The organism is Thiemannella venezuelensis (assembly GCF_014203605.1).
GTDB classification, from domain to species: Bacteria; Actinomycetota; Actinomycetes; order Streptosporangiales; family Streptosporangiaceae; genus Planomonospora_A; species Planomonospora_A venezuelensis.
The window spans coordinates 185,831-206,145 of sequence record NZ_JACHJJ010000015.1; the positions used below are offsets into that span (position 1 = coordinate 185,831).

Sequence of the window (20,315 nt, forward strand, 5' to 3'; positions counted from 1 at the left end):
GCGCCTGCACGGTCGCACCGGCTACGGGTGTGTCTCCCAGAGCGCGCTCACCGGGACGGCCAGCATGCGGTCTCCGAAGGAGAAGGTGTGGGTGCCGGTGTGCAGGACCAGTCCGGCGACGAAGTCGGGGCCGACACGTTCGGCGAGGTGACGGAGCCCTCTGAAGTCCTCCGGCCGTACGGTGGACGCGGCCTTGACCTCGACACCTACCACTTGGCCCCGGCGGGTCTCCAGGATGGCGTCGACCTCCACCTTGTCCTTGGTCCGGTAGTGGTAGAGCTCGACCAGGGTGTCCGACCAGGTCGTCTGCCTGGACAGTTCCATGAGGACGAACCCTTCCAGCAGCGGGCCGAACGCGGAGCCCGGCCGGAGCAGGCCTCGGGCGTCGGCACCGAGCAGGTTCGCGGCCACACCCGAGTCGACGAAGGCGGTCTTGGGGGTGCGGACGGCCCGGTTGCCGATGTTCTTCGACCAGGCGGGAACACGCTTCACCAGGAAGACCTCTTCCAGCAGCGCCAGGAACCTCGCGGTCGTGGTGCCGGGCAGCCCGAGATCACGGCTCAGTGCCTGGACGACGAACAACTGGCCGGACCTGGCCGCCAGCAGTTTGATCAACGCGCGTAGCTCCGCGGTGCGCTCGATCTCCGACAGCCGCATCACGTCGCGGTTGATCAGGTCGCCGACGTAGGAGTCGAAGAATCGTTGCCTGCGACGGGCATTGGTGCGGGCGACCGCTTCGGGGTAACCGCCGCGCACCAGGCGCTCGGCGTAGTCCGCTCGGGTCTGCCGGGAGGAGCCGGTGAGCAGATATATGCCGGGCCTCGGGTCGGCGTCCACCTGCGATTTGATGGGGAGCAGCAGTTCGGGGGCCCGCTGGCTCCCGTCGATGACCATCCGCTCTGGAAAGTCGACGAATCCGCTGGGGTCGCTCAGCGCCGCCTGCCGGGTCATCGAGATCGCGCCACTCGGTGCCTCCGGTCTTGGCGAGTTGCCGGACCAGAGTGCTTTTCCCTGACTACCGGGCGCCGTTGACCAGGACGACGCGGGTATCGGTCAGAGCGTCCGCGACAGCCTGCTCCGCGCGACGTCGGACCAGATGCCCCAGAGGTGTGGTGACCATCCGCCCATCATGTCAGAGACGGTGAGATAGACGCCATGATCACGGTGAGATCGTCGCTGCTCTGATGGTGAAATGGTCGCTACCGTAATGGTGGAATGGTCGATGGCACGCAGCAGATCTCGTTCAGGTCCTCGCCGCCGGAGGGCCAACGGAACCCCTCGGGCGCCCCGGCCGCTGGTTTCCTTCACCGGTATGCAGCCACCCCGACCGGCGTCACTGTTGGATCATTCTGGCCGCGAGCCCGGCGAAGGCGTGGACCCTCGCGTTCTCGGCCGCGGTGCGCCAGGTCAGCACGGCGCGGGCCGCGGGCATGTCGATGATGGGCAGCCAGGTCACCCCCGGGTACCGGCGGAAGCGGGCGGTACCGCTGTCGGTGGGGAGCACGATCCGGCCGCGGGCGATGAGGTGGAGGGCCTCGCGGTAGGTGCCGTCCACCGTGATCCGGATGATGGGCCGGCCGCTCGGCGTGCGGGCGGGCCAGTAGGAGTCGTGGAGCGCCGAGGGGATGCCGGGGGGCATGGCGGGCAGGTGGTAGTCGGCCAGGTCCTCCAGCCTCGCCCGTCCGGCGGCGGCGAGCGGGTGGTCGTCGGCCACGGCGAGCAGCCGCTCGTAGGTTCCGATGGCGGGACCGACGGTGAGACCGGGCTCGTCGACGGGGAGCAGGGTGGCCTGGATGTCCACCTCGCCGCTCCACGCCCTGGTCAGCTCCGTCATCGTGACCTGCCGCAGGATGACGGAGCAGCCGGGGTGGGCGCGGCGGAAGGCGTCGGCGACGTCGGTGAGCGGGGCGCCGCCGAGGCTCGGCAGATATCCGACGCGCAGTTCACCGCCCATGGTCCTGGAGGTCGCTCGTGCTCTGGCCAGCGCGTCGTGCAGGCCGTCGTAGGCGGGCGCGGCGTCCTCGCGCAACCGCTCTCCCAGTGCGGTGAGCGCGACCCGCCTGCTGGTGCGTTCGAAGAGCGGTCCGCCGGCCCGCCGTTCCAGGGACCTGATGAGCTGGCTGACCCGTGACTGCGACACATGCAACCGCGTCGCGGTACGTCCGAAGTGCAGCTCTTCGGCCAGGGTGAGGAACGCCTCGATCTCGCCCAGCTCCATGACGTCTCCGATCGATGAGCCTCAGTGCACGATAGCCGTCGTTTCCGGCGTTGATCGCTGGGAGGGGGCGGTGCACGGTGGATCCGTGATAGTCGACGTCTGGGCCCAGCCCACCCTCGGAAGGCGCCCCGGCCGCCTGCCCGTGCCTGAGATCACCCGGCTGTTCGAGAAGTCGGGGAGCGCCGAGCTGATCGACAGGCCTGTCGATCCCGACGAGCTCGTCGAGCTGATGGACCGGGCCGCGGTGGACGTGCTGCTGCTGTCGGCGTGGCACCGGCCGGGCGGATGGGTGATCAGCAACGACGACGTGGCGGTCTTCGTCCGGGCCCATCCTGACCGGTTCGCGGGAGTGGCCTCGGTGGACCTGGCCGACCCGGTCGGGGCCGTCCGGGAGTTGCGCCGCGCGGTGGAGGAGCTCGGCTTCGTCGGGCTGCGGGTGGTCCCCTGGCTGTGGGAGCTGCCCCCCGACCACCGGCTCTACTATCCGCTCTACACCACCTGTGTCGAGCTCGGCGTCCCGTTCTGCACCCAGGTCGGCCACACCGGCCCCCTGAAGCCTTCGGAGACCGGGCGGCCCGTGCCCTACCTGGACAGGGTGGCGCTGGACCTCCCCGAGCTGGTGATCGTCGGTGGCCACATCGGGCATCCGTGGACGGACGAGATGATCGGCGTCGCGTGGAAGCACGACAACGTCTACATCGACACCTCCGCGTACCTGCCCCGCTACTACCCGCCGCAGCTGGTGCACTTCATGAACACCTACGGCCGCGGGAAGGTCATGTTCGGCACCAACTGGCCGCAGCTTCCGCACGACCGCGCCCTCGCGCAGATCGAGCGGCTCGGTCTGACGGACGGCGCCCGGGCCGAATTCCTGGGAGGAACCGCCCGGCGCGTCTTCCGGCTGCCTGGCGGTCCGGCGACCGGGGCCTCGTCCGCTCGGACAGGTCCGGTGGAACCGGTGAGCACCTCTCGCCCGCCCGCTGAGCGCGACTGATGCGGACCGGCCCGGACCGGGTGACGAACGAGCGGCAACGACCACAGGCGGGGCCGGACGCCGGTGGACGGACAGGGAGCGCAGTCGAAGATCATCGTCGGGGACCTGCTCGGATCGCCCTGCAAGCGAGATGCCACTGGTTCGAACCCGGTAGCCCCACCAGCGAAAACACCCCGTTTCCGACCAAGGAAACGGGGCGTCGTGCCATCGGCCCGCCGGAGGACCGGTCTTCCCGTGAACCCGCCGGCCAGCCGGCCGGCTCCCTGGCGGTCCTCGGGCTGCTGCTCCTGTACTGGTCGAGCTTCCCCATCCGAACCCGCTGGTTCCCGCAATCACGCCCCTGACCTGCATCGGCAGGCCAGGGGCTCCGTGCTTTCGGAGGCGTCGAGCGTTCTCGTCGTGCGAAGAGGGGTTTTCGGTGGTGCGCAGGCTACTTGCGCACCAGGTACCAGGCGCCGTTGGCGGACACGCTCACATATCGGGTGCCGGCGGGGATGGCGACCTTCCCGCTCACCTTGCCGATCTTGTTGACGAGCAGACTCGGGTTGCCCGTGCCCGGGAACGCGTACACCACGAAGTTGGCGTCGCCGGCGTGCCGGTACCGCATCGTCCGGAGGCCCTTCGTCGGCGCGGGCAGCTTCAAGACCCGGTCCCCGGACAGGCGGACGGTTGCGGTCTTCCACAGCGGCGCGGACGTGATCGGCTTGATTTCGATCTTCCAGTCTCCGTCCGCGTTGACCTCGAACGCTGAGGTCTTGTGCCATCCGTACAGGTTGTAGACGACGGTGCCGGAGTAGTCGCCGATCCGGTTGACGTGCAGGTCGTTCTTGTCGCCGCCGGGCTTGAGCGACCAGACGGCGAAGTTCTGCTCGCCGGTATGGGTGATCTTCATGATGCCGCGGTCCTTGGTCGTCTTGACGCGGAACACGTCGTCACCCGACCCCTCGTGGACGGTCGCGGTCCTGGACGGCGCGGCCGCCGCCGGCGGGGCGGTGAGGAGCGTGGACGTGAGCAGGACCAGGCCGGTGAGCACGCGATGGATGCGCATGGAGTGTCTCCCGAGACTAGGGGGCCGGACGGGAGGAAGACGCCTCACATGTGTGCTGGGTGCACAAGGCATAGCGGATCGGTAGAGCCGCTCACCTCGGGGGCGCGGATGTCGCCGCCGTCCTGCCGTCGGACGGCCAGGGGCCGGTCACCGGTCTTCACGGCGCCGGTACGGCGGGACCGTGCCGGTGGACCCGGCGGTGGACCCGGCGGTGGACCCGGCGGTGGACCCGGCGGTGGACCCGGCGGTGGACCCGGCGGTGGACCCGGCGGTGGCCCCGGGATGGAACGGGGGCGGAACGGGATGGAACACCTTGGCGGATGTCCCGCTTGTCAGCGCTTCTCCTGAAGGACGGATTGGCGCGTTCCACACCCGGTGGTCTTCCACGGCGAGCGGACGGCGAGCGGATCCCGCGACGTCAAGGCGGCCCACGGTGAAGGAGAGACGGAGATGACTGCGGTCAATGTTCCCGGGAGGTCCGGGAGGCGGCTGAGCGCGTTCGCGATACCGCTGATCTGCACGGCGCAGCTGATGGCGACGCTGGACGTGACGATCGTCAATCTCGCCCTGCCCGCGATGCAGCGGGAGTTCGCCCTGTCCGACGCCGGGCTGGCCTGGGTGATCGACGCCTACACCCTGGCCTACGCCGGCCTGCTGCTCCTGGGCGGACGGGCCGGCGACCTGGTGGGGCACCGCCGTACGCTCATGATCGGGATCTCCGTGTTCGCGGCCTCCTCCCTGCTCGGCGGGTTCGCGTACGATCCCGGGCTGCTGCTCGCCGCGCGGGCCGGGCAGGGGGTCGGCGCGGCGCTCGCCACCCCGACGACCCTCTCTCTGATCACGACGCTCTTCCCTCCGGGGCCGGGCCGCACGAAGGCCATGGTCGCCTACGGGGCCATGGCGGGCCTCGGCATCACCATCGGGCTCGTCCTGGGCGGAGTCCTGACCGAGCTGGCCTCCTGGCGCTGGGTGTTCCTGGTGAACGTGCCGATAGGGGTCGTGCTGCTGGCCGCCGCGCCACGTGTGCTGCCCGAGTCGACCGGAGCGCGCCGCCGTCTCGACGTGCTGGGCGCCGCGGTGGGCACCGCCGCGCTGACCACCCTGGTGTACGGCGTGATCAGGGCCGGCATCGACGGCTGGGGGGACCTGGTCTCCACCGTCGCCCTCGCCTCGGCCGTACTGCTGCTGGCGGTCTTCGCCCTGGTGGAGCGGGGGGCGGCCGAGCCGATGCTGCCGCTGAGGCTCCTGGCCCATCGCACCCGGCTGGGCGCCTGCCTCATCGCCGGACTGCTGTTCGCCTGCCTCTACCCGTCCTTCTTCTTCCTCAGCCGGGCGCTGCAGGACGTGCTCGGCCAGGAGCCGATCGAGGCGGGCCTCAGGTTCCTGCCGATCGGGCTCGGCGTGCTCGTCTTCGCGATCGTCACCCGGCGGCTCGTGCACGTCACCGGGGCACGGACGCTGGTGCTCGGCGGCACCGCGGCGACCGCGGTCGCGGCGCTGTCCCTGGTGATGGTCGACGCCGGCAGTTCCTATCCCGCCCTGCTGCTGCCCGCCCTCATCGGCCTCGGCGCCGGGGTGGGCACGACGTTCGTGGCCAACGCCGCCTCGGCCATGACCGATGTCGCCGAGGCGGACGCCGGGATCGCGTCCGGGCTGCTCAGCACCTTCCAGGCGGTGGGCGGCACGATCGGCGTCGCCGTGCTGGCCGCCCTGGCGGCCTCGGCGACCAGGGCGGACCTGGCCGAGCGGGCCGCCTCCGCCGCGCCCTCGCCGGACGCGGCGCGGGAGGCGCTCGTCGCGGGATTCGGCCAGGGCTTCGCCGTCGCGGGCGGGCTGGCCGTACTCGCGCTCGTCGTCGCCGTGTGGACGGCCCCCAAGCGCTGACCCGCGCCATCCCTCGGAAAACCAGCAGGAAAACCAGCCGGAGAACCTCCTCGAAAGGCCATGCCATGTCTGTTCCTCCTCCCAGCGCCGATCCGTTCTACGCCTGGGACGACCGCGTCGGCCCTCCGGGCGGGCTTCTGCGCTCCCGCAAGGTCGAGATCAAGATCGATGCGGAGGCCGCCGCCTGGCAGGTGGTCTACGCCTCGACCGATTCGCGCGATCGGCCGGTCGCGGTCTCGGGAACGGTCCTCGTCCCCTCCGCGCCCTGGGCGGGTGCCGGCCCGCGGCCGATCCTCAGCTACGGGGTGGGCGTGCACGGCCTGGGCCGTGACGCCGCGCCGAGCCACCTGATGCGGTCGGGCAACGAGATGGAGACCGCGCTGATCGAGCTCGCGCTGGCCCGCGGCTGGGCCGTCGCCGTCACCGACGGCGAGGGCCTCGGGATGCCGGGCCCCCACACCTACGGCGCGGGCCGGTCGGGCGCCCACGCGATGCTGGACGCCGTCCGGGCGGCCACCGGGCTCGACGGGTGCCCGCCCGCGGGCGGGCCCGTGCTGGTCTGGGGCTACTCCGAAGGCGGGCGCTACGCCGCCTGGGCGGCGGAACTCCAGCCCTCCTACGCGCCGGACCTGGACCTGCGGGGCGTGGCCGCGGGCGGCGTCCCCTCCGACCTGCGGGCGGTGGCGAAGGCGATCGACGGCGGACCGTTCTCCGGGCTCGGGCTCGCGGTCCTCGTCGGCCTGGCCCGCGCCCACCGGGACTCCGCCCTGGAGGCGATCCTCAGCGAGAGCGGGAGGGCGGCCGCCGCCCGGGCCGCGACCCTGGACGCCGCCGGCCTGATCGTCGACTTCCCCGAGCCCATGCACCACCACACGGTCCGCGAGGAGCCCTGGGACGAGCCCGTCTGGCGGGATCTTCTCGACCGGGAGAGGAACGGCCGCCACCGGCCGGACGCGCCGGTCTACCTCTACCACGTCCTCGGTGACCTGCTGGTCCCCACCGAGCTCGGGCGGCGGCTGTTCGCGGACTACGCCGCCCGGGGCGCCGATGTGACGTGGGCCGGGGTGCAGGCCGAGGAGCACCTCGCGGGCGCGTTCGCCGGAGCCCCGGACGCCGTCGAGTGGCTCGCCGGCCGGCTCGGCTGAAGGTCTCCGCCACCGCTGTCCGTACGGCGTGCGAGCCGTACGGGACGTCGAAAGGAATGCGAGTGAACGACTACATCCCCACCGCCCACCAGGTGGTGGGCGGCAACGCGTACAAGCCCAGGACGCTGGCGACCGCCACCCTGGCCGTCGCCGCGGCCGCCGCGGCCATGCTGGCGTCGGCGGCGGTCTCCCTGGTGGCGGGCCGGAGCCTGCTCCGGGGCTACCTGCAGGAGGAACTCGGCGTCGAGGCCGGCTCGGCGGCTCTGGACCCCGTCGTGGAGACGGCGTTCGGCTCCCTCCAGGCGCGGGCGTACGCCTGGCTCTTCTTCGCGGTGGTGTTCGGCCTGCTCCTGGCGGCCGTCCGCGACGGCAGGACGTGGGCCCGGGTCGTGCTGAGCGTCGTCGCCCCCGTCGCCGTGCTCCTCGGGCTGCGGGACCTCACGGACATGGTGTCCCCGATCACCGGAGTCCTGGCGGCCCTGGCCGCCCTGGGTGCCCTGCTGGCCGTCGTGACGTGCTGGCTCCCCCCGACCAACCGCTATGTCAGGACGCGCAAGCAGCTGCGTCGCAACCAGCCTCGATGAACACCGGAGGAACGATGTCCACGATCAAGAGAATCACCCGCCTGGTCGCCGTGCTCGGCGCCGCCGCCGCGGCGGCCGCCGTGCTCACCCCCCCTGCCCAGGCCGACGACATACCCGGCAAGCTGACCGCCCACCTGCACATCACCAGGACGGGCCCCGGCCTTTCGCAGTGCAAGCTCGTCACCCTCGCCAAGGTCGGGATGACGAACGCCCAGGCGCAGTATCTGGTCGGCAGCGGCGCGACGGCCCGGATCGAGGTCTGGGGCGACGACCCCATCTACGACAACCGGCTGTACAAGGCGCCCAACGCGACCCTGAGCGCGGGGTCGGACCGGAACGGGGGCGGGCTCATCATCCTCTCCCACCCGACGCTCGACTGTAAGAAGTACCTCGACGAGGACGACGTGTACGAGGGCGACGAGGACGAGATCTACGTCAAGGTCGTCTTCGAGGCGCCCGGCTACTCCCGCATGACGAAGAACACGAACGTGGTGCAGACCAGTTTCGAGTCGTGAGGCCGGGCGGCCCGGGGAAGCGCGACCCCGGGCCTCCCGCGGAGCGGGGCGGCGGGCCTCCCGCCGCCCCGCTCCGCCGGGACGCGCGGGCGGCCGGAGCGGTCACCCCCCGGTGAGCAGCCGGCGCAGGACCGCGGGGGTGTGGCCCAGGAAGTCGCGGACGGTCCGGGTGAGGTGGGCCTGGTCGGCGAAGCCGAGGTCGGCGGCCAGAGGTCCGAGGCGGGTCTCCCCGGCCTCCAGGCGGTCGAGCACCCGGCCCACGCGGACGCGGTTGCGGTAGCGGGTCAGGGAGACGCCCAGCTCCCGGGAGAAGGCCCGGCTCAGCCTGTACGGCGAGACGCCCAGCAACTCGGCGAGCGGGAACAGGCCCCCGGCGGCGGGGTGATCGTCGGCGATGGCCTCACGGGCCCGGACGACCAGGGCGCGATCGTTGCGGGAGGGGCGGTCGTCCGCCGGGGTCCTGCCCGGCAGGACCTGGTCCAGCGCGGCCGCGACCAGGCACAGCAGCTCTTCCGCGAGGGCGTAGTCGTGGTCTCCGCTCCCGGGGCGGGCGGGGCCGTACCCCGTGGCCGCGAGGAAGCGGCGGTGGACGAGGTCGAGCCGGGCGTCCGTGTAGACCGCGGGGCGGGCCGGGCGCCCGCCGTCTCCGGCCAGGGTCCGCCACAACTCCGGGGTGATCCTCACCGAGGTGCACACGTCGCCGCCCGCAGGGTGGGAGAAGCGCTCCTCCTCGCCCGGGACGCCGAGGTAGGCGATGGTCGGATCGACGGTCTCGGCCAGCCCGTCGGCCATCCTGCGGAACCTGCCGCGGCTGACGAGCACCAGCCGGTAGTCGTCGTGCGTCTCGGCGCCGGACCATCCCGTGTGGTCGTCGCGGCAGGTCACCGCCGAGACCGTGAGACCGGGCCGGACCGCCAGTGCTACGGATGTTCGCACCCTGGCGAGGTTATGCGACGGATATGGCGGTTCGCCATGCAAGGATGTTCAAGAAAAATGCAACCGCCCGGTGGCAACCTGATCGCAGACCGATCCGAGGAGCCACCGACATGACCGCTGCCGTGGACCGCCGGTCCCTGGTCCTGGTCCGCGGCAGGACGGACGACGGACGCGAGAGCCCCAGGATCTGCCGGTCATGCGCCGACGGCTTCCTGCCGCACCGGGAGGCGGCCTCGACGGCGCCGGGGGACGGCATCGGGCCGCTGCTCCTCGACGGGGTGCGTGCCCGGTGCGCCGACGGCGACCTGAGGTCCAGCCGGGAGCACTTCGAGGCGGCCTACCGCGCGGCCGAGAACGGGGACGACGGCCCGGCGGCGGCCTCCGCGGTGCTGGGACTGTCCGGTCTGTGGGTGCACGAACACCGCGGCATGACGGCCGGCGCCTCGATCGAGGCACGGCTGCGGCACGCGCTGACGATGGTGGACCCGCGGTCGCCGCTGGCCCTCCGGCTCAGGGTACGGCTGGCGGCCGAGGCCGACTACCGGTCGGGCGGGCACGCGGCCGTCGTCGCCATGCTGGAGGAGGCCAGGCGGGCGGGTGACCCGACGGCACGGGCCGAGGCGGCCAGCCTGGCCCACCAGTGCCTGCTGGGTCCCGGCCAGAGCGAGACGCGGCACGAGCTCGCCCGGGAGCTGATCGCCGCGAGCTTCCGGACCTCGTGCCGCGGCGATCTGCTGATGGGGCTGTTGTGGCGCACCCTCGACCACGTCCTCGACGCGGACCCGCACGCGGAGCGCCACCTGGCGGAGCTGCGCGGCCTGCTGGCCCGGCAGGACCATCTGGCGGTCGGGTTCGTGGTACGGGCGATCGAGGTGATGCTCGGCATCCGCGCGGGCCGGTTGGCGCAGGCCGAGGCCGAGGCGGCCGCCTGCGCCGAGCAGGGCGTCCGGGCCGGCGACCCGGACGCCGCCAACTGGTACGGCGCGCAGCTGGTGGCCATCCGCTGGTACCAGGGCCGCATCGCCGAGCTGGCCCCCATGCTGGCCGAGGCGGTGAACTCGCCGGAGCTCAGCGCCGTGGACAACGCCTATCTGGCCGCGCTGGCGGTGGCCGCGGCCACCGCCGGAGACCGCCGGCAGGCGGCCGGCGCGCTGGCGCGGCTGCGGGGGCGCGACCTGGCGCTGCTGCCCCGGTCCAGCACCTGGCTGGCGGCCATGTTCGGGATCGTGGAGACCGCGCACCTGCTGGGGGACGCCGAGACCTCGGCCGCGGCCTACGAGCTGCTCGGCCCGTTCGCCCGGCTTCCGATGGTGGTCAGCCTCGGCGTCGCGTGTTTCGGCTCCGCCCGGCACTCCCTGGGTGTGGCCGCGCTGACCATGGGCGACGCCCAGCGGGCGGTCGGGCATCTGCAGGCGGCCGTACGCGACAACCTGGCCATGGGGCACTGGCCGGCGGCGGCCCTGTCGCGCATGCGGTGGGCTCAGGCGCTGGTGCTCAGGGCGGGGGACGGAGACGCCGCCGAGGCGGGCCGGCAACTGGAGGCGGCCATGCGCGAGGCCGCCGAGCTGGGCATGGTCCTGCCCGCCGGGAGAGAGGTGCACGTCGCGGTCACGGCCGCCGGGTCCGGCGGCCGCCGGCCGCTCGTCGGCTGCCGGCGCGAAGGCCGCCGGTGGACGGTCGGGCTGGGCCGCCGGAGCGTCCAGGTCGAACACAGCCTCGGAATGGCCTACCTGGCGACCCTGCTGGCCAATCCGCGGTACGAGATTCCGGCCGTCGAGCTGGCCGCGGGCCCGGTGCCGCACAACGAGGCGGTCGTGGCCGCCGGCGCCGGAACCGCCCAGCGGGCGCTGGACGAGGAGGCCGTGCGGGCCTACCGCAGGCGGTTGTCGCTGCTGCAGGAGGAGCTCGACGAGCACGAGGCGGCCAACGACATCGCCCGGGCCGAGCAGGTGCGGGCCGAGCGCGACTGGCTGATCGACGAACTGGCGTCCGCGACGGGTCTGGCCGGGCGTGCCCGGAACTTCACCGACAACGAGGAGCGCGCCCGCGTCTCGGTCGGCAAGGCCATCCGGCGCGCCGTCGCCCGCATCGCGGCCGCCGACCCGATCATCGGCGAGGAACTGCGCACCACCATACGGACAGGGCGGCTCTGCTGTTATCAGCCGAATCGGTGACCCCGTGCGTCCATGTCAGCCGCCGACCAGGGGCACGAGCCTGACGAACGACACCACCGGGTCGGCGATCAGGTCGATCTCGGTGTCCAGGTCCTCGATCTGGCGGTCGCCGACGAGCAGCAGGAAGCCGTTGCGGGCGAAGGCGGCCTCGGCCGCGTCGGCCTGCCGCTCCCAGTCGAGCCTCCGGGCGGCGCGCATCCGGTAGCCGTTCAGCTCGGCCTCGGCGTCGGTGGGCTTGACCAGGCCGTGGAAGTGGTGGGAGGGCGCGGCGTTGTGGCGGGCCACCTCCTCGCGCACGCGCAGCCGTACCAGCTCCCGGGCCGAGATCCGCTCGGGCAGACCGGGCAGGGAGAACTCCGCCAGGGCCCGGCCCGTCGCCGTCTCATCGCGGAACGTTACCGAAGTCACCGAATCACCTTATTTGCTCATACAGAGTGTGATGGCGACATCTATAACAGTGCCGGGCGACAGAACCGCGACCCGCGGCGGACCGCCGGCCGGTGCTCGGCGCGTGGGGCTGCGCGGTGTTCCGCAACGATCCCGCGCTGGTCGCCGACGCCTTCCTCAGCCCTTCATGAGTCCCGAGCCCTCAGCCCTTCATGAGTCCCGAGCGGCGGGCCAGCTCGTCCTCGCCGGGAGTGCCCCGCCTCGTGCCCGGCTTACCGCGGGTGACGTAGCGGAACGGCATGCCTCCGGGAACCGCCAGGACGCCGCCGAAGCGGGTGTCGCCGGCGAACCACACCTCGTCGCCCGCCACCGGGCCCCCGGGCCGGGGCCCGTCCCAGCCGTCCCCCGGAGGCGGGAACGAGCAGTGGCTCTGGCCGTCCGGCTGCAGCAGCACCACCCTGCCCTCGGTGCTCCACCGGCGCCCCCGGGAGCGCTCGCCGCTGCCGGAGACGACCTTCACCGACTGGCCGCGGCACGGCCACACCTGCCAGCCGTAGGTCTCCAGGATCCGCCGCTCCCTGCGCCGCGCGCGGCGCCACAACACCGCCAGGCCCGCCGTCACCGAGAACGCGACCGCGAGCATCGCGCCGATCGCCGCCGCCGGACCTCCCTGGGAGAGGAGGACGACCGCGAGCCCGCCCTGGGGGAGCAGCCCGGCCGCGCTCCACACGGCGCCCGCGCGCTCGCGGCGGCGCAGGACGGCGTCCACCCCGGGCGTGGCGACGGCCTGGCCCGGCAGCACGGTGTAGCCGTACTGTTCTGCGATCAACACGAACCTCCCGGGGTGAGGGGCGGGTCACCGGGCGGCGGGCGCGGGGCCGGAACGCGCGGGCGCGTGCTCCGCGGGGAGGCCGCGGCGCCGCCGGTGTCCACGTAATGGTCGCGCACGAAGTAGCCGCGCGGGAAAATGTCGGGACGCTCTGGTAGGTGTGGGCCATGGCTGTGAGCGTGGACGAGTTCCTGGAGATGCTGGACAGGCTGCCCGAGGTCCGGCAGGGCGAGGGCGGCGACTGGATCTCGCTGAAGGTGCGGGGCAAGGGGTTCGGCTACCTGTGGGAGCGGACCGAGACCGTCGGCCTCAAGTCGACGATCGCCGAGCAGCTCGCCCTGGTGGCGGAGCGGCCGGAGGTCTTCGAGATCCAGTTCACCGCGGGCCAGTTCGGCTGGGTCGTGGTGCACCTGGCGAAGATCGAGGCGGACGAGCTGTTCGAGCTGGTGACCGAGGCGTGGTGCCTGACGGCGCCCAAGCAGCTCGTCGACGCGCACGAGGCGGGACGGTAGCCGGGTCCTCCCGGCCCCGCCCCGCCTCGGAGGCGGACGGTCCGTCAGCGCCGGTGGAGACGGAAGTAGTCGAACTCGGCCGTGGCGCCGGCGCCGCCCAGGGAGATGAGCCCGACGCGCAGGTCGGCCTCGGCGGGCAGCGTCCACACGCCGCCGAAGATCCACGTGCGGCCGTCCCGGCTGGTGGCCGCGCGGAGCTCGTGCTCCCCGTTGCGCCGGTCGACGCGGTGGACCAGCCGGAGGCGGGTCTCCTCGGCGGGCGGCCCGACGATCGTGCCGCCGTAGGCGATCCGGCCGGCGTAGGGCATCTCCTTGCCGAACTCGGTCTGGCGGGTGTTCCAGATCGCGACGTGGACGAGCTTGGTGTAGAGGTCGTCCCCGGCGTACGCGATCAGGCCGGCCTGCTGGTAGTTGCGGACGGTGTCGGTGCCCAGGTCGATGCGGAGCCTGGTCTCGGCGGTCCAGTCGCCCTCGGGCGCCTCGCGCAGGAGCACCGAGGCGGTGTTGGTGTCCCTGTTGAGCTCGGCGTCCTGCGTCGGCCAGCGCAGTGCCCCGCCGGTGAGCTCTCCCTGCGGCGCGCGCACCCAGCTCCAGCCGGGGCGGAGCGCCGGGCCGTCGAACTCGTCGCTGCGAGCGCGGTCGACCGGGCCGGGCCGGGGGGTGGGCGCGACCTTCACGGGCCCGGCGCGGCCGGGCGCCCGCTGGGGGTCCTCCGAGGCCCACGCGCCGCCCCGGACGGTCGGCCAGCCGCCGATCCAGTCGAGCCGGTCGATCAGCATGGGCCGCTCGTTGATCCCGAACGGCTCGTCGAGGTACGGGTCGGCGCGGTCGATGGCGTGGTAGACCAGCCAGTCCTGCCCGGCGGGGTCGGTCACGACGGCGTTGTGCCCGGTGCCCACCCAGCGGTTGCCGTTCGGCGCGATGACGATCGTGCCGCCGGCCCGTGAGGCGACCAGCGGGACGCCCTCCCGGTCGGCGTAGGGCCCGGTGATGGAGCGGGAGCGCCCGGCGTAGACGCTGTACCCGGTGGTCGGGCCCGCGCAGCAGTCGGCGGAGGAGGCGAACAGGTACCAGTAGCCGCCGCGGCGCAGCAGGTAGCCGCCCTCGAACTTGTTGTCGATGGCGATCATCGTGGGCTCGCCCACGGCCTTCCTGCCGGTGGGGTCGAGGCGGGTGATGAAGATCCCGCCGTAGTAGGAGCCGTAGACGAGGTACTCGGTCCCGTCGGCGTCGACGGCGTGGCTCGGGTCGAAGGTCCACTTGAAGTCGCCGGGCCCGCCGCCGCCCCGGCGCGGGTCCACGACCGGGGCGCCCGAGTCGGTCCACGGGCCGGCCGGCGTGGGCGCGGTGGCCATCCCGATCGCGTTGTCGTTCTGCTCCGGCGTGACGGTGGTCTGGGTGACCACGTAGTACAGGCGGTACTCGCCGTCCACCCGCCGGATGTCCGGCGCCCACAGGGCGGCGCCCGCCGCGGTGTCGGCCCAGCCGGGGAGGGTCTCGGCGGTGAAGGCGTCGCCGACGTAGCTCCAGTCGGTCAGGTTCCGCGACCGGGAGATCGGCAGGTGGTGCCGGATCCCCTCGCCCTCCCGCAGGGGGTCGCTGGTCCCGAAGGCGTACCACCAGCCGTCCTCGCCGCGGATGACCGCGGGGTCGGCGAAGGTGTCGGCGAAGGCGCGGCTGACCGGGTTGGTGTAGGTGCCCGGCTTCCCGCCGGGGGCCGCGGCCGGGGCGTCCGGCGGCCCCGGGGCCGCGGTGGCCGGGGCGGCCGCCAGGAGGCAGGCCGCTCCCGCCAGTGCCATGATCGCGCGTTGGACGACTCTCGTGCCCATGAAGACCTCTTCCGCTCCCGCCCACCCTGGCCCCGACCGGGCGATCCTTTTCCCAGATCTTTGTACAACGTTGTATTCAACGTTGTACATAGCCGATTCCTCATCGGGTTCCGGCGGATCGGGTGGAGCCGCGGACGACGGGCACCGCCGTGCCGGGGCGGGGGAGGGGCGACGCGCAGCCCTCCCCCCGTCCGCGGGAAGGGGTTACGCCGCCTTGCTGCCGTCGCGGGGACCGGCGGTCTCGGGCCGCCACTCCTCGGACCGCGTCTCGGCCAGGAGGAGGTCGACGACGTCGGTCAGCCGGCCGTCGCGGGCGAACGCCTCCCGCTGGCGGGCCGAGGAGCTTCCCCGCGCCAGCGCCTCCCGGGCCAGCGCTGCGACGAGCTCCCAGTCGCCGGCGTCCTCCAGCTCCGGCCGCAGGTCGTCCACCAGCCGCCGGATCACGTCGCCGGCCGGCCGGGGGGTGCCGTCCTCGGGGTCGACGAGATCGTCCTCCAGGCCGGAGCGCGCCGCCCGCCACGTCGCGGCGCGCACCAGCTCGGGCCGGATCTGCCGGGGGTCCTCCTCCCGGGCCGCCTCCAGCTCCCGGGCCACCAGCGCGCGGAACAGGCCGGTGATCAGCACGATGTCGCCCACGCGGGGGCACGAGTCGCATATCCGCAGCTCGATGGTGGGGACGTGGTCGGAGGGCCGGATGTCGAAGTAGATCATTCCCGGGTCGGTGATCACACCCGATCGCACGAGCTCGTCGATCGTCTCGGCGTACTCCGCCGCCGACCCGAACTCGGGCATGGGGCCGGCGGTGGGCCACCGCTGCCAGACGAGCGGGCGGTAGGCGGCGTATCCGGTGTCGCGCCCGAGCCAGTACGGCGAGCTGGCGCTCAGCGCGAGCAGCACGGGCGCCCAGGGGGACAGGCGGTGGGCGACGGCGACCGCGAGATCGCGGTCGTCGATCTCGGCGTGCACCTGGGTCCCGCAGATGAGCTGCTCGCGGGTGAGCACCTGGTACTCGTCGAGCATCTGCTCGTAGCGGGGGTCCCGGGAGATCTTCAGCGCCTCCTCGCTCGCCAGCGGCACGCTTCCGGCCGCCGCGATCCCCAGGCCGAGCCCGTCCGCGGCCCGGATCATCGTGCGGCGCAGGCCGACCAGTTCCTCCGCCAGGTCCTCCAGGCGGGTGAAGGGCCTGCTGTTGGCCTCCACCACCGAACGCTGCAGCTCGGGGACGAAGCGGTCCTCCGGCAACCGCCGCAGCAGCGCGCCGGAGCGCGGCACGAGGTGCCGGGTCTCGGCGTCGACGATGTGGAACTCCTCCTCGACGCCGACCGTGATCGGCTCTGTGTACCGCGTCATCCCCATCACCTCAGAAATACGCCGCTCAATGGATTTCCGCCATCTGCCCCGAAAACCGGCCTTGGCACGTCGGGGCCGCCGGGAGCCGGCGGCGGGACGCGTCAGGCGAAGGTCCGGCCGAGCTGGGCCAGGCCGGTCTCCGTGTAGAGGCGGGCGCCGGTGCGCACGCCGTACGCGATGTCCCCCAGGAGCGTGCAGCGGGCGTAGAAGACGGCCCGCTCGCGGTCGGCCTCCTCCCAGGCCCCCTCGTAGCAGGCCAGGGTCAGGTCGAAGACCTCCGGGCCGAGATCCCGGTAGATCAGCGCCAGGTCGTGGGCGGGGTCGGCGACGGCCGCGTCGGTCCAGTCGATGATCCCGGTGACGGCGTCCGTGGCGGGATCCACCAGCACGTGCTCGTCACCCAGGTCGTTGTGGCAGAACACCAGCGTGCGGGGCTCCCCGGGCGGTGTGCGCCCGAGGAATTCCTCGACCGTACGGCGGGCCGCCGCGGGCACCAGAGCGGCGATCTCCCGGTAGTCCTGCCCGGCCTCGTGCAGCCACTCGGCCCCCGGCCGGACGTCCCGGCCGGCCAGCTCCTCCATCTCCGCCACCGGAGCCCGGTGCAGGCCGCTGACGAACGCGCCCAGAACGGGCGCGAGCCGGGCCGGCTCGGCCACCCGGTGCTCGATCAGGGGCACGCCGGGCAGCTTCGCGTAGGCGAGGACGCCCGCGCCGGCGTCGGCGAAGACCGGCTCCGGGACCGGCAGGGTGGACAGCCGGGCCACCGCGGCCAGCAACTCCGCCTCGCGCAGGACCGTCTCGCCCCGCAGGACGGGGTCGGCCTCCTTGCTGCGCCGGACGAGCAGTTCCCCGTCGACCTCGTAGACGACGTTGTCCCACCCCTCGCCCAGCAGGACGACGGAGCGGATCTCGTGGCCGGGCAGGTGGCGGGCGAGCAGGGCGCCGATCTCGTCGAACATGTCCGCACCCTAACCGGGCGGCGGGAGACCGCCCGCGGCTCGGCCGAGGACGTCGGTCGCGCCGCCGGAACCGCGGTGCGGATGGCCGCCTGCGGCCAGTATGCATTTGTGCATGGTCGTGCGCGCCAGGGGCGGCGACCATGAGGGGATCGGCCGCGCGATCCCGCGCCGCCGCGCACACGTGACGGGCGTCCGAGGGCGGGAACGTCGATGGGTGAGACGGCAGAGCGGGTCCCGCTCGGCAACAGGCCGCTGTTCGCCACCGGGGACCTGGAGGAGGCCCGGGAGCAGGTGGCGCGGGTGTTCTGCCCGCATCTGCTGCGGCCGGCCGGGGACCTCGTGCGGCCGGCCGTGCGGTTCAACTCCGCGCAGCTCGGCGCCGTACGGCTGAGCTACCTGGACTACGGGTCCGGGGTCCGCATCGAGCCCGGCGAGCTGGAGTCGTTCTTCCTCGTGCAGATCCCGCTGGCCGGGCGGAGCCTGATCCGGTGCGGCGGCCAGGAGATCGTCTCGACGCCCCGGCTGGCCTCCCTGCCGTCGCCGACGGAGTACCTCGACATGCGCTGGGAGGCGGGCTGCCCCCAGCTGATCGTCAAGTTCGACCGGCGGGCGGTCGAGGGCGCCCTGGAGCAGATGCTCGGCGAGCGGCTCGACCGGCCGGTCGTCTTCGACCTGGGGATGGACATGACCGCCGGCTGGGCGCGGGCCTGGCGGGCGATGGCCGACCTGGTGGTCAGGGAGGCCGAGCACGACGACGGGCTCGCCGCGCAGCCGCTGGCCGTCGCCCACCTGGAGAACGCCATGCTCAGCTCGCTGCTGACCATGCAGCCCTCCAACTACTCGGGGAGGCTGGCCGCGCCCCGGCCGCCCGCGGTGCCCAAGGTGGTGCGCCGGGCGATGGAGTTCATCGAGGCCCGCGCCCACGAGCCGCTGACGACCGACGACGTCGCGCGCGCCGTGGCGGTCAGCGGCCGCTCCCTGCAGGAGGGGTTCCGCCGCCACCTCGACCTGACCCCGATGGCCTATCTCCGGGACGTGCGGCTGGCACGGGTCCACGAGGAACTGGCGGCCGGCGACCCCGCCCGGTGCACCGTGACCGGAGTGGCCGCGCGCTGGGGCTTCCTGCACCAGGGGCGGTTCGCGGCGCTCTACCGCGCGAGGTACGGGCAGCCGCCGTCGCTGACGCTGCGCGGGCGCTGACATCGGGCGCTGACATCGGGCGGGGAGGCGGAGACGATCCCGCGCCAGGCGGACGGAACCCGCGCTGAGCGGATGGCCGCCGCGGCGGCGCCCGCCGTACCGTTCTCTCCAGGCGCCGATCGACCATCCCCACCATCTGGAGAGCAGGACACCACCATGCGCAGAATCCTCATCGTCGGCGCCGGGCAGGCGGGGCTCCACCTCGCGGCCGGGCTGCTGCGCAACGGCTACGACGTCACCGTCGTCTCCAACCGGACACCGGACGAGATCCGCGGCGGCCGGGTCATGTCGAGCCAGGCCATGTTCGGCACCGCCCTCGCCTGCGAGCGCGCCGTCGGCCTGGACCTGTGGGGGGACGGCTGCCCGCCGATCGACGGGATCCAGTTCACCGTGGCCGGGCCGGACGGCGGCCGGGCGATCGACTGGGCGGCCCGGCTCGACACCCCCGCCCGCTCGGTCGACCAGCGGCTGAAGATGCCCGCGTGGATGGACGAGGTGGAGCGGCTCGGCGGGAAGATCGTCGTCCATGACGCGACGGCCGCGGACCTGGAGGCCTACGCCGCCCAGTACGACCTGGTCATGGTCGCCGCGGGCAAGGGCGAGATCGCCTCGCTGTTCGAGCGGGACGCCTCCCGCTCGCCGTACGACGCCCCGCAGCGGGCGCTGGCCCTCACCTACGTCACCGGCCTCACCCCGCGGCCCGGCCACTCCGCGGTCTGCTTCAACGTGGTCCCCGGGGTCGGCGAGTACTTCGTCTTCCCGGCGCTCACCGCCGGCGGCCCCTGCGAGATCATGGTGTTCGAGGGCGTGCCCGGCGGGCCGATGGACTGCTGGGCCGACGTGCGCACCCCCGCCGAGCACCTGGCCAGGAGCCGCCGGGTGCTGGAGACCTTCCTGCCGTGGGAGGCCGAGCGCTGCGCCGGCGTCGAGCTCACCGACGCGGGCGGCGTGCTGTCCGGCCGGTTCGCCCCGGTCGTCCGCCGGCCGGTCGCGACGCTGCCCTCCGGCGCGGCGGTCCTCGGGGTCGCCGACGTGGTCGTGCTCAACGACCCGATCACCGGGCAGGGCGCGGGCAACGCTGCCAAGTGCGCCGCCGCCTACCTCGCCGCCATCCTGGAGCACGGGGAGAGGCCGTTCGACGCGGGCTGGATGGAGCGGACCTTCGAGGGCTACTGGGCGCAGGCCCGGCACGTCACCGCGTGGACCAACGCGCTGCTGGCGCCCCCGCCCCCGCACGTGCTGGAGCTCCTGGGCGCCGCGGGCGGGCTGCCCGAGGTGGCCTCCCGCTTCGTCAACGGCTTCGACGACCCCTCGGACTTCGCGGAGTGGTTCCTGGACCCGGCCGGGGCCCGCGACTACCTGGCGCGGGCCACCGCGGCCGCGGGGGCGGGGGAGCCGTCGTGAGACCGCTGCGCGACGCCCTCGGGCAGTTCGCCACCGGGGTCGCGGTGGTCACCACCGTGACCCCGGCCGGGGAGCGGGCCGGGGTCACCGTCAACTCGTTCACCTCGGTCTCGCTCGACCCGCCGCTGGTCCTGTGGTGCCTGTCCCGGCGGGCCCCCAGCGCGCCGCTCTTCCTGGCGGCCGGGCGGTTCGCGGTCAACGTGCTGCGCGAGGACCAGGACCACCTGTCGCGGGGGGGGGGGCCCCCCCCCCCCCCCCCCGCGGGGGGGGGGGGGGGGCCCCCCCCCCCCCCCCCCCCGGCCCGGGGGGGCCGGGGCCCCGCGGCCGGGGGCCGCCGCGGGCGGGGC

At 73.4% G+C, this 20,315-nt stretch carries 19 protein-coding genes; 10 read left to right on the plus strand and 9 right to left on the minus strand.

What is annotated here, in order from left to right; all coding sequences use genetic code 11:
• Positions 1-21: 21 nt before the first annotated feature.
• Positions 22-951, minus strand: a complete 930-nt coding sequence (locus FHS22_RS22210; RefSeq protein ID WP_221473948.1) for an ATP-binding protein — start codon at positions 949-951, stop codon at positions 22-24.
• 382 nt (positions 952-1,333) lie between these two features.
• Positions 1,334-2,218, minus strand: coding sequence for a LysR family transcriptional regulator (locus FHS22_RS22215; RefSeq protein ID WP_184944414.1), 885 nt, complete (start codon positions 2,216-2,218; stop codon positions 1,334-1,336).
• An 85-nt stretch (positions 2,219-2,303) separates the two neighbouring features.
• Between FHS22_RS22215 and FHS22_RS22220 the strand changes: the two genes are divergently transcribed.
• On the plus strand, positions 2,304-3,212 hold the full coding sequence (locus tag FHS22_RS22220) for an amidohydrolase family protein (protein WP_221473949.1): 909 nt from the start codon (positions 2,304-2,306) through the stop codon (positions 3,210-3,212).
• Between the two features lie 430 nt (positions 3,213-3,642).
• Here the strand turns inward: FHS22_RS22220 and FHS22_RS22225 are convergent, their stop codons facing one another.
• Positions 3,643-4,260 carry a hypothetical protein gene (locus FHS22_RS22225; RefSeq protein ID WP_184944416.1) on the minus strand — a complete coding sequence of 206 codons (618 nt, stop codon included), beginning with the start codon at positions 4,258-4,260 and terminating at the stop codon, positions 3,643-3,645.
• Between the two features lie 450 nt (positions 4,261-4,710).
• Between FHS22_RS22225 and FHS22_RS22230 the strand changes: the two genes are divergently transcribed.
• The 4 genes from FHS22_RS22230 to FHS22_RS22245 all read left to right on the plus strand — a co-directional run bounded on the left by FHS22_RS22230 (position 4,711) and on the right by FHS22_RS22245 (position 8,388).
• Positions 4,711-6,144 (plus strand): MFS transporter, encoded by a 1,434-nt coding sequence (locus tag FHS22_RS22230; RefSeq protein ID WP_184944418.1) that lies wholly within the window; start codon positions 4,711-4,713, stop codon positions 6,142-6,144.
• A 65-nt stretch (positions 6,145-6,209) separates the two neighbouring features.
• Positions 6,210-7,289, plus strand: coding sequence for a lipase family protein (locus tag FHS22_RS22235; RefSeq protein ID WP_184944419.1), 1,080 nt, complete (start codon positions 6,210-6,212; stop codon positions 7,287-7,289).
• Between the two features lie 62 nt (positions 7,290-7,351).
• A complete protein-coding gene (locus tag FHS22_RS22240; protein ID WP_184944421.1) occupies positions 7,352-7,873 on the plus strand; it encodes a hypothetical protein in 522 nt (173 codons plus the stop codon).
• 14 nt (positions 7,874-7,887) lie between these two features.
• Complete coding sequence (locus tag FHS22_RS22245) at positions 7,888-8,388, plus strand: hypothetical protein (RefSeq protein ID WP_184944423.1); 501 nt, start codon at positions 7,888-7,890, stop codon at positions 8,386-8,388.
• Between the two features lie 102 nt (positions 8,389-8,490).
• Here the strand turns inward: FHS22_RS22245 and FHS22_RS22250 are convergent, their stop codons facing one another.
• Entirely contained in the window at positions 8,491-9,324 is an 834-nt protein-coding gene (locus tag FHS22_RS22250) for a helix-turn-helix domain-containing protein (RefSeq protein ID WP_184944424.1), read from the minus strand.
• Positions 9,325-9,434: 110 nt separating this feature from the next.
• Here FHS22_RS22250 and FHS22_RS22255 point away from each other — a divergent pair, with 110 nt between their 5' ends.
• Positions 9,435-11,498 carry a hypothetical protein gene (locus FHS22_RS22255; RefSeq protein ID WP_260408163.1) on the plus strand — a complete coding sequence of 688 codons (2,064 nt, stop codon included), beginning with the start codon at positions 9,435-9,437 and terminating at the stop codon, positions 11,496-11,498.
• A gap of 15 nt (positions 11,499-11,513) precedes the next feature.
• Here FHS22_RS22255 and FHS22_RS22260 read toward each other — a convergent pair whose 3' ends face one another.
• Positions 11,514-11,906, minus strand: a complete 393-nt coding sequence (locus tag FHS22_RS22260) for a hypothetical protein (RefSeq protein WP_184944426.1) — start codon at positions 11,904-11,906, stop codon at positions 11,514-11,516.
• A gap of 181 nt (positions 11,907-12,087) precedes the next feature.
• Positions 12,088-12,717: a hypothetical protein gene (locus tag FHS22_RS22265; RefSeq protein ID WP_184944428.1), complete on the minus strand. Its 630-nt coding sequence runs from the start codon at positions 12,715-12,717 to the stop codon at positions 12,088-12,090.
• Positions 12,718-12,911: 194 nt separating this feature from the next.
• Between FHS22_RS22265 and FHS22_RS22270 the strand changes: the two genes are divergently transcribed.
• The gene (locus FHS22_RS22270) at positions 12,912-13,226 is read left to right on the plus strand and encodes an MmcQ/YjbR family DNA-binding protein (protein WP_377296087.1); all 315 of its coding nucleotides are present in this window, start codon (positions 12,912-12,914) and stop codon (positions 13,224-13,226) included.
• Between the two features lie 44 nt (positions 13,227-13,270).
• Here FHS22_RS22270 and FHS22_RS22275 read toward each other — a convergent pair whose 3' ends face one another.
• The 3 genes from FHS22_RS22275 to FHS22_RS22285 all read right to left on the minus strand — a co-directional run bounded on the left by FHS22_RS22275 (position 13,271) and on the right by FHS22_RS22285 (position 17,364).
• Positions 13,271-15,055, minus strand: coding sequence for a glycoside hydrolase family 43 protein (locus FHS22_RS22275; protein ID WP_221473951.1), 1,785 nt, complete (start codon positions 15,053-15,055; stop codon positions 13,271-13,273).
• A 204-nt stretch (positions 15,056-15,259) separates the two neighbouring features.
• The gene (locus tag FHS22_RS22280; RefSeq protein ID WP_184944431.1) at positions 15,260-16,405 is read right to left on the minus strand and encodes a carboxylate-amine ligase; all 1,146 of its coding nucleotides are present in this window, start codon (positions 16,403-16,405) and stop codon (positions 15,260-15,262) included.
• A gap of 101 nt (positions 16,406-16,506) precedes the next feature.
• A complete protein-coding gene (locus tag FHS22_RS22285; RefSeq protein WP_184944433.1) occupies positions 16,507-17,364 on the minus strand; it encodes a phosphotransferase family protein in 858 nt (285 codons plus the stop codon).
• Positions 17,365-17,574: 210 nt separating this feature from the next.
• On the opposite strand from FHS22_RS22285, the gene FHS22_RS22290 reads away from it, so the two are divergent.
• From FHS22_RS22290 to FHS22_RS22300, 3 genes are all read left to right on the plus strand, one after another.
• Complete coding sequence (locus FHS22_RS22290) at positions 17,575-18,564, plus strand: AraC family transcriptional regulator (RefSeq protein WP_184944435.1); 990 nt, start codon at positions 17,575-17,577, stop codon at positions 18,562-18,564.
• A 156-nt stretch (positions 18,565-18,720) separates the two neighbouring features.
• Positions 18,721-19,968, plus strand: a complete 1,248-nt coding sequence (locus tag FHS22_RS22295; protein WP_184944437.1) for a styrene monooxygenase/indole monooxygenase family protein — start codon at positions 18,721-18,723, stop codon at positions 19,966-19,968.
• Positions 19,965-20,315, plus strand: a 351-nt coding sequence (locus tag FHS22_RS22300; protein ID WP_184944438.1) for a flavin reductase, incomplete at its 3' end; no start/stop codon positions are given. The genes FHS22_RS22295 and FHS22_RS22300, both read left to right, overlap by 4 nt.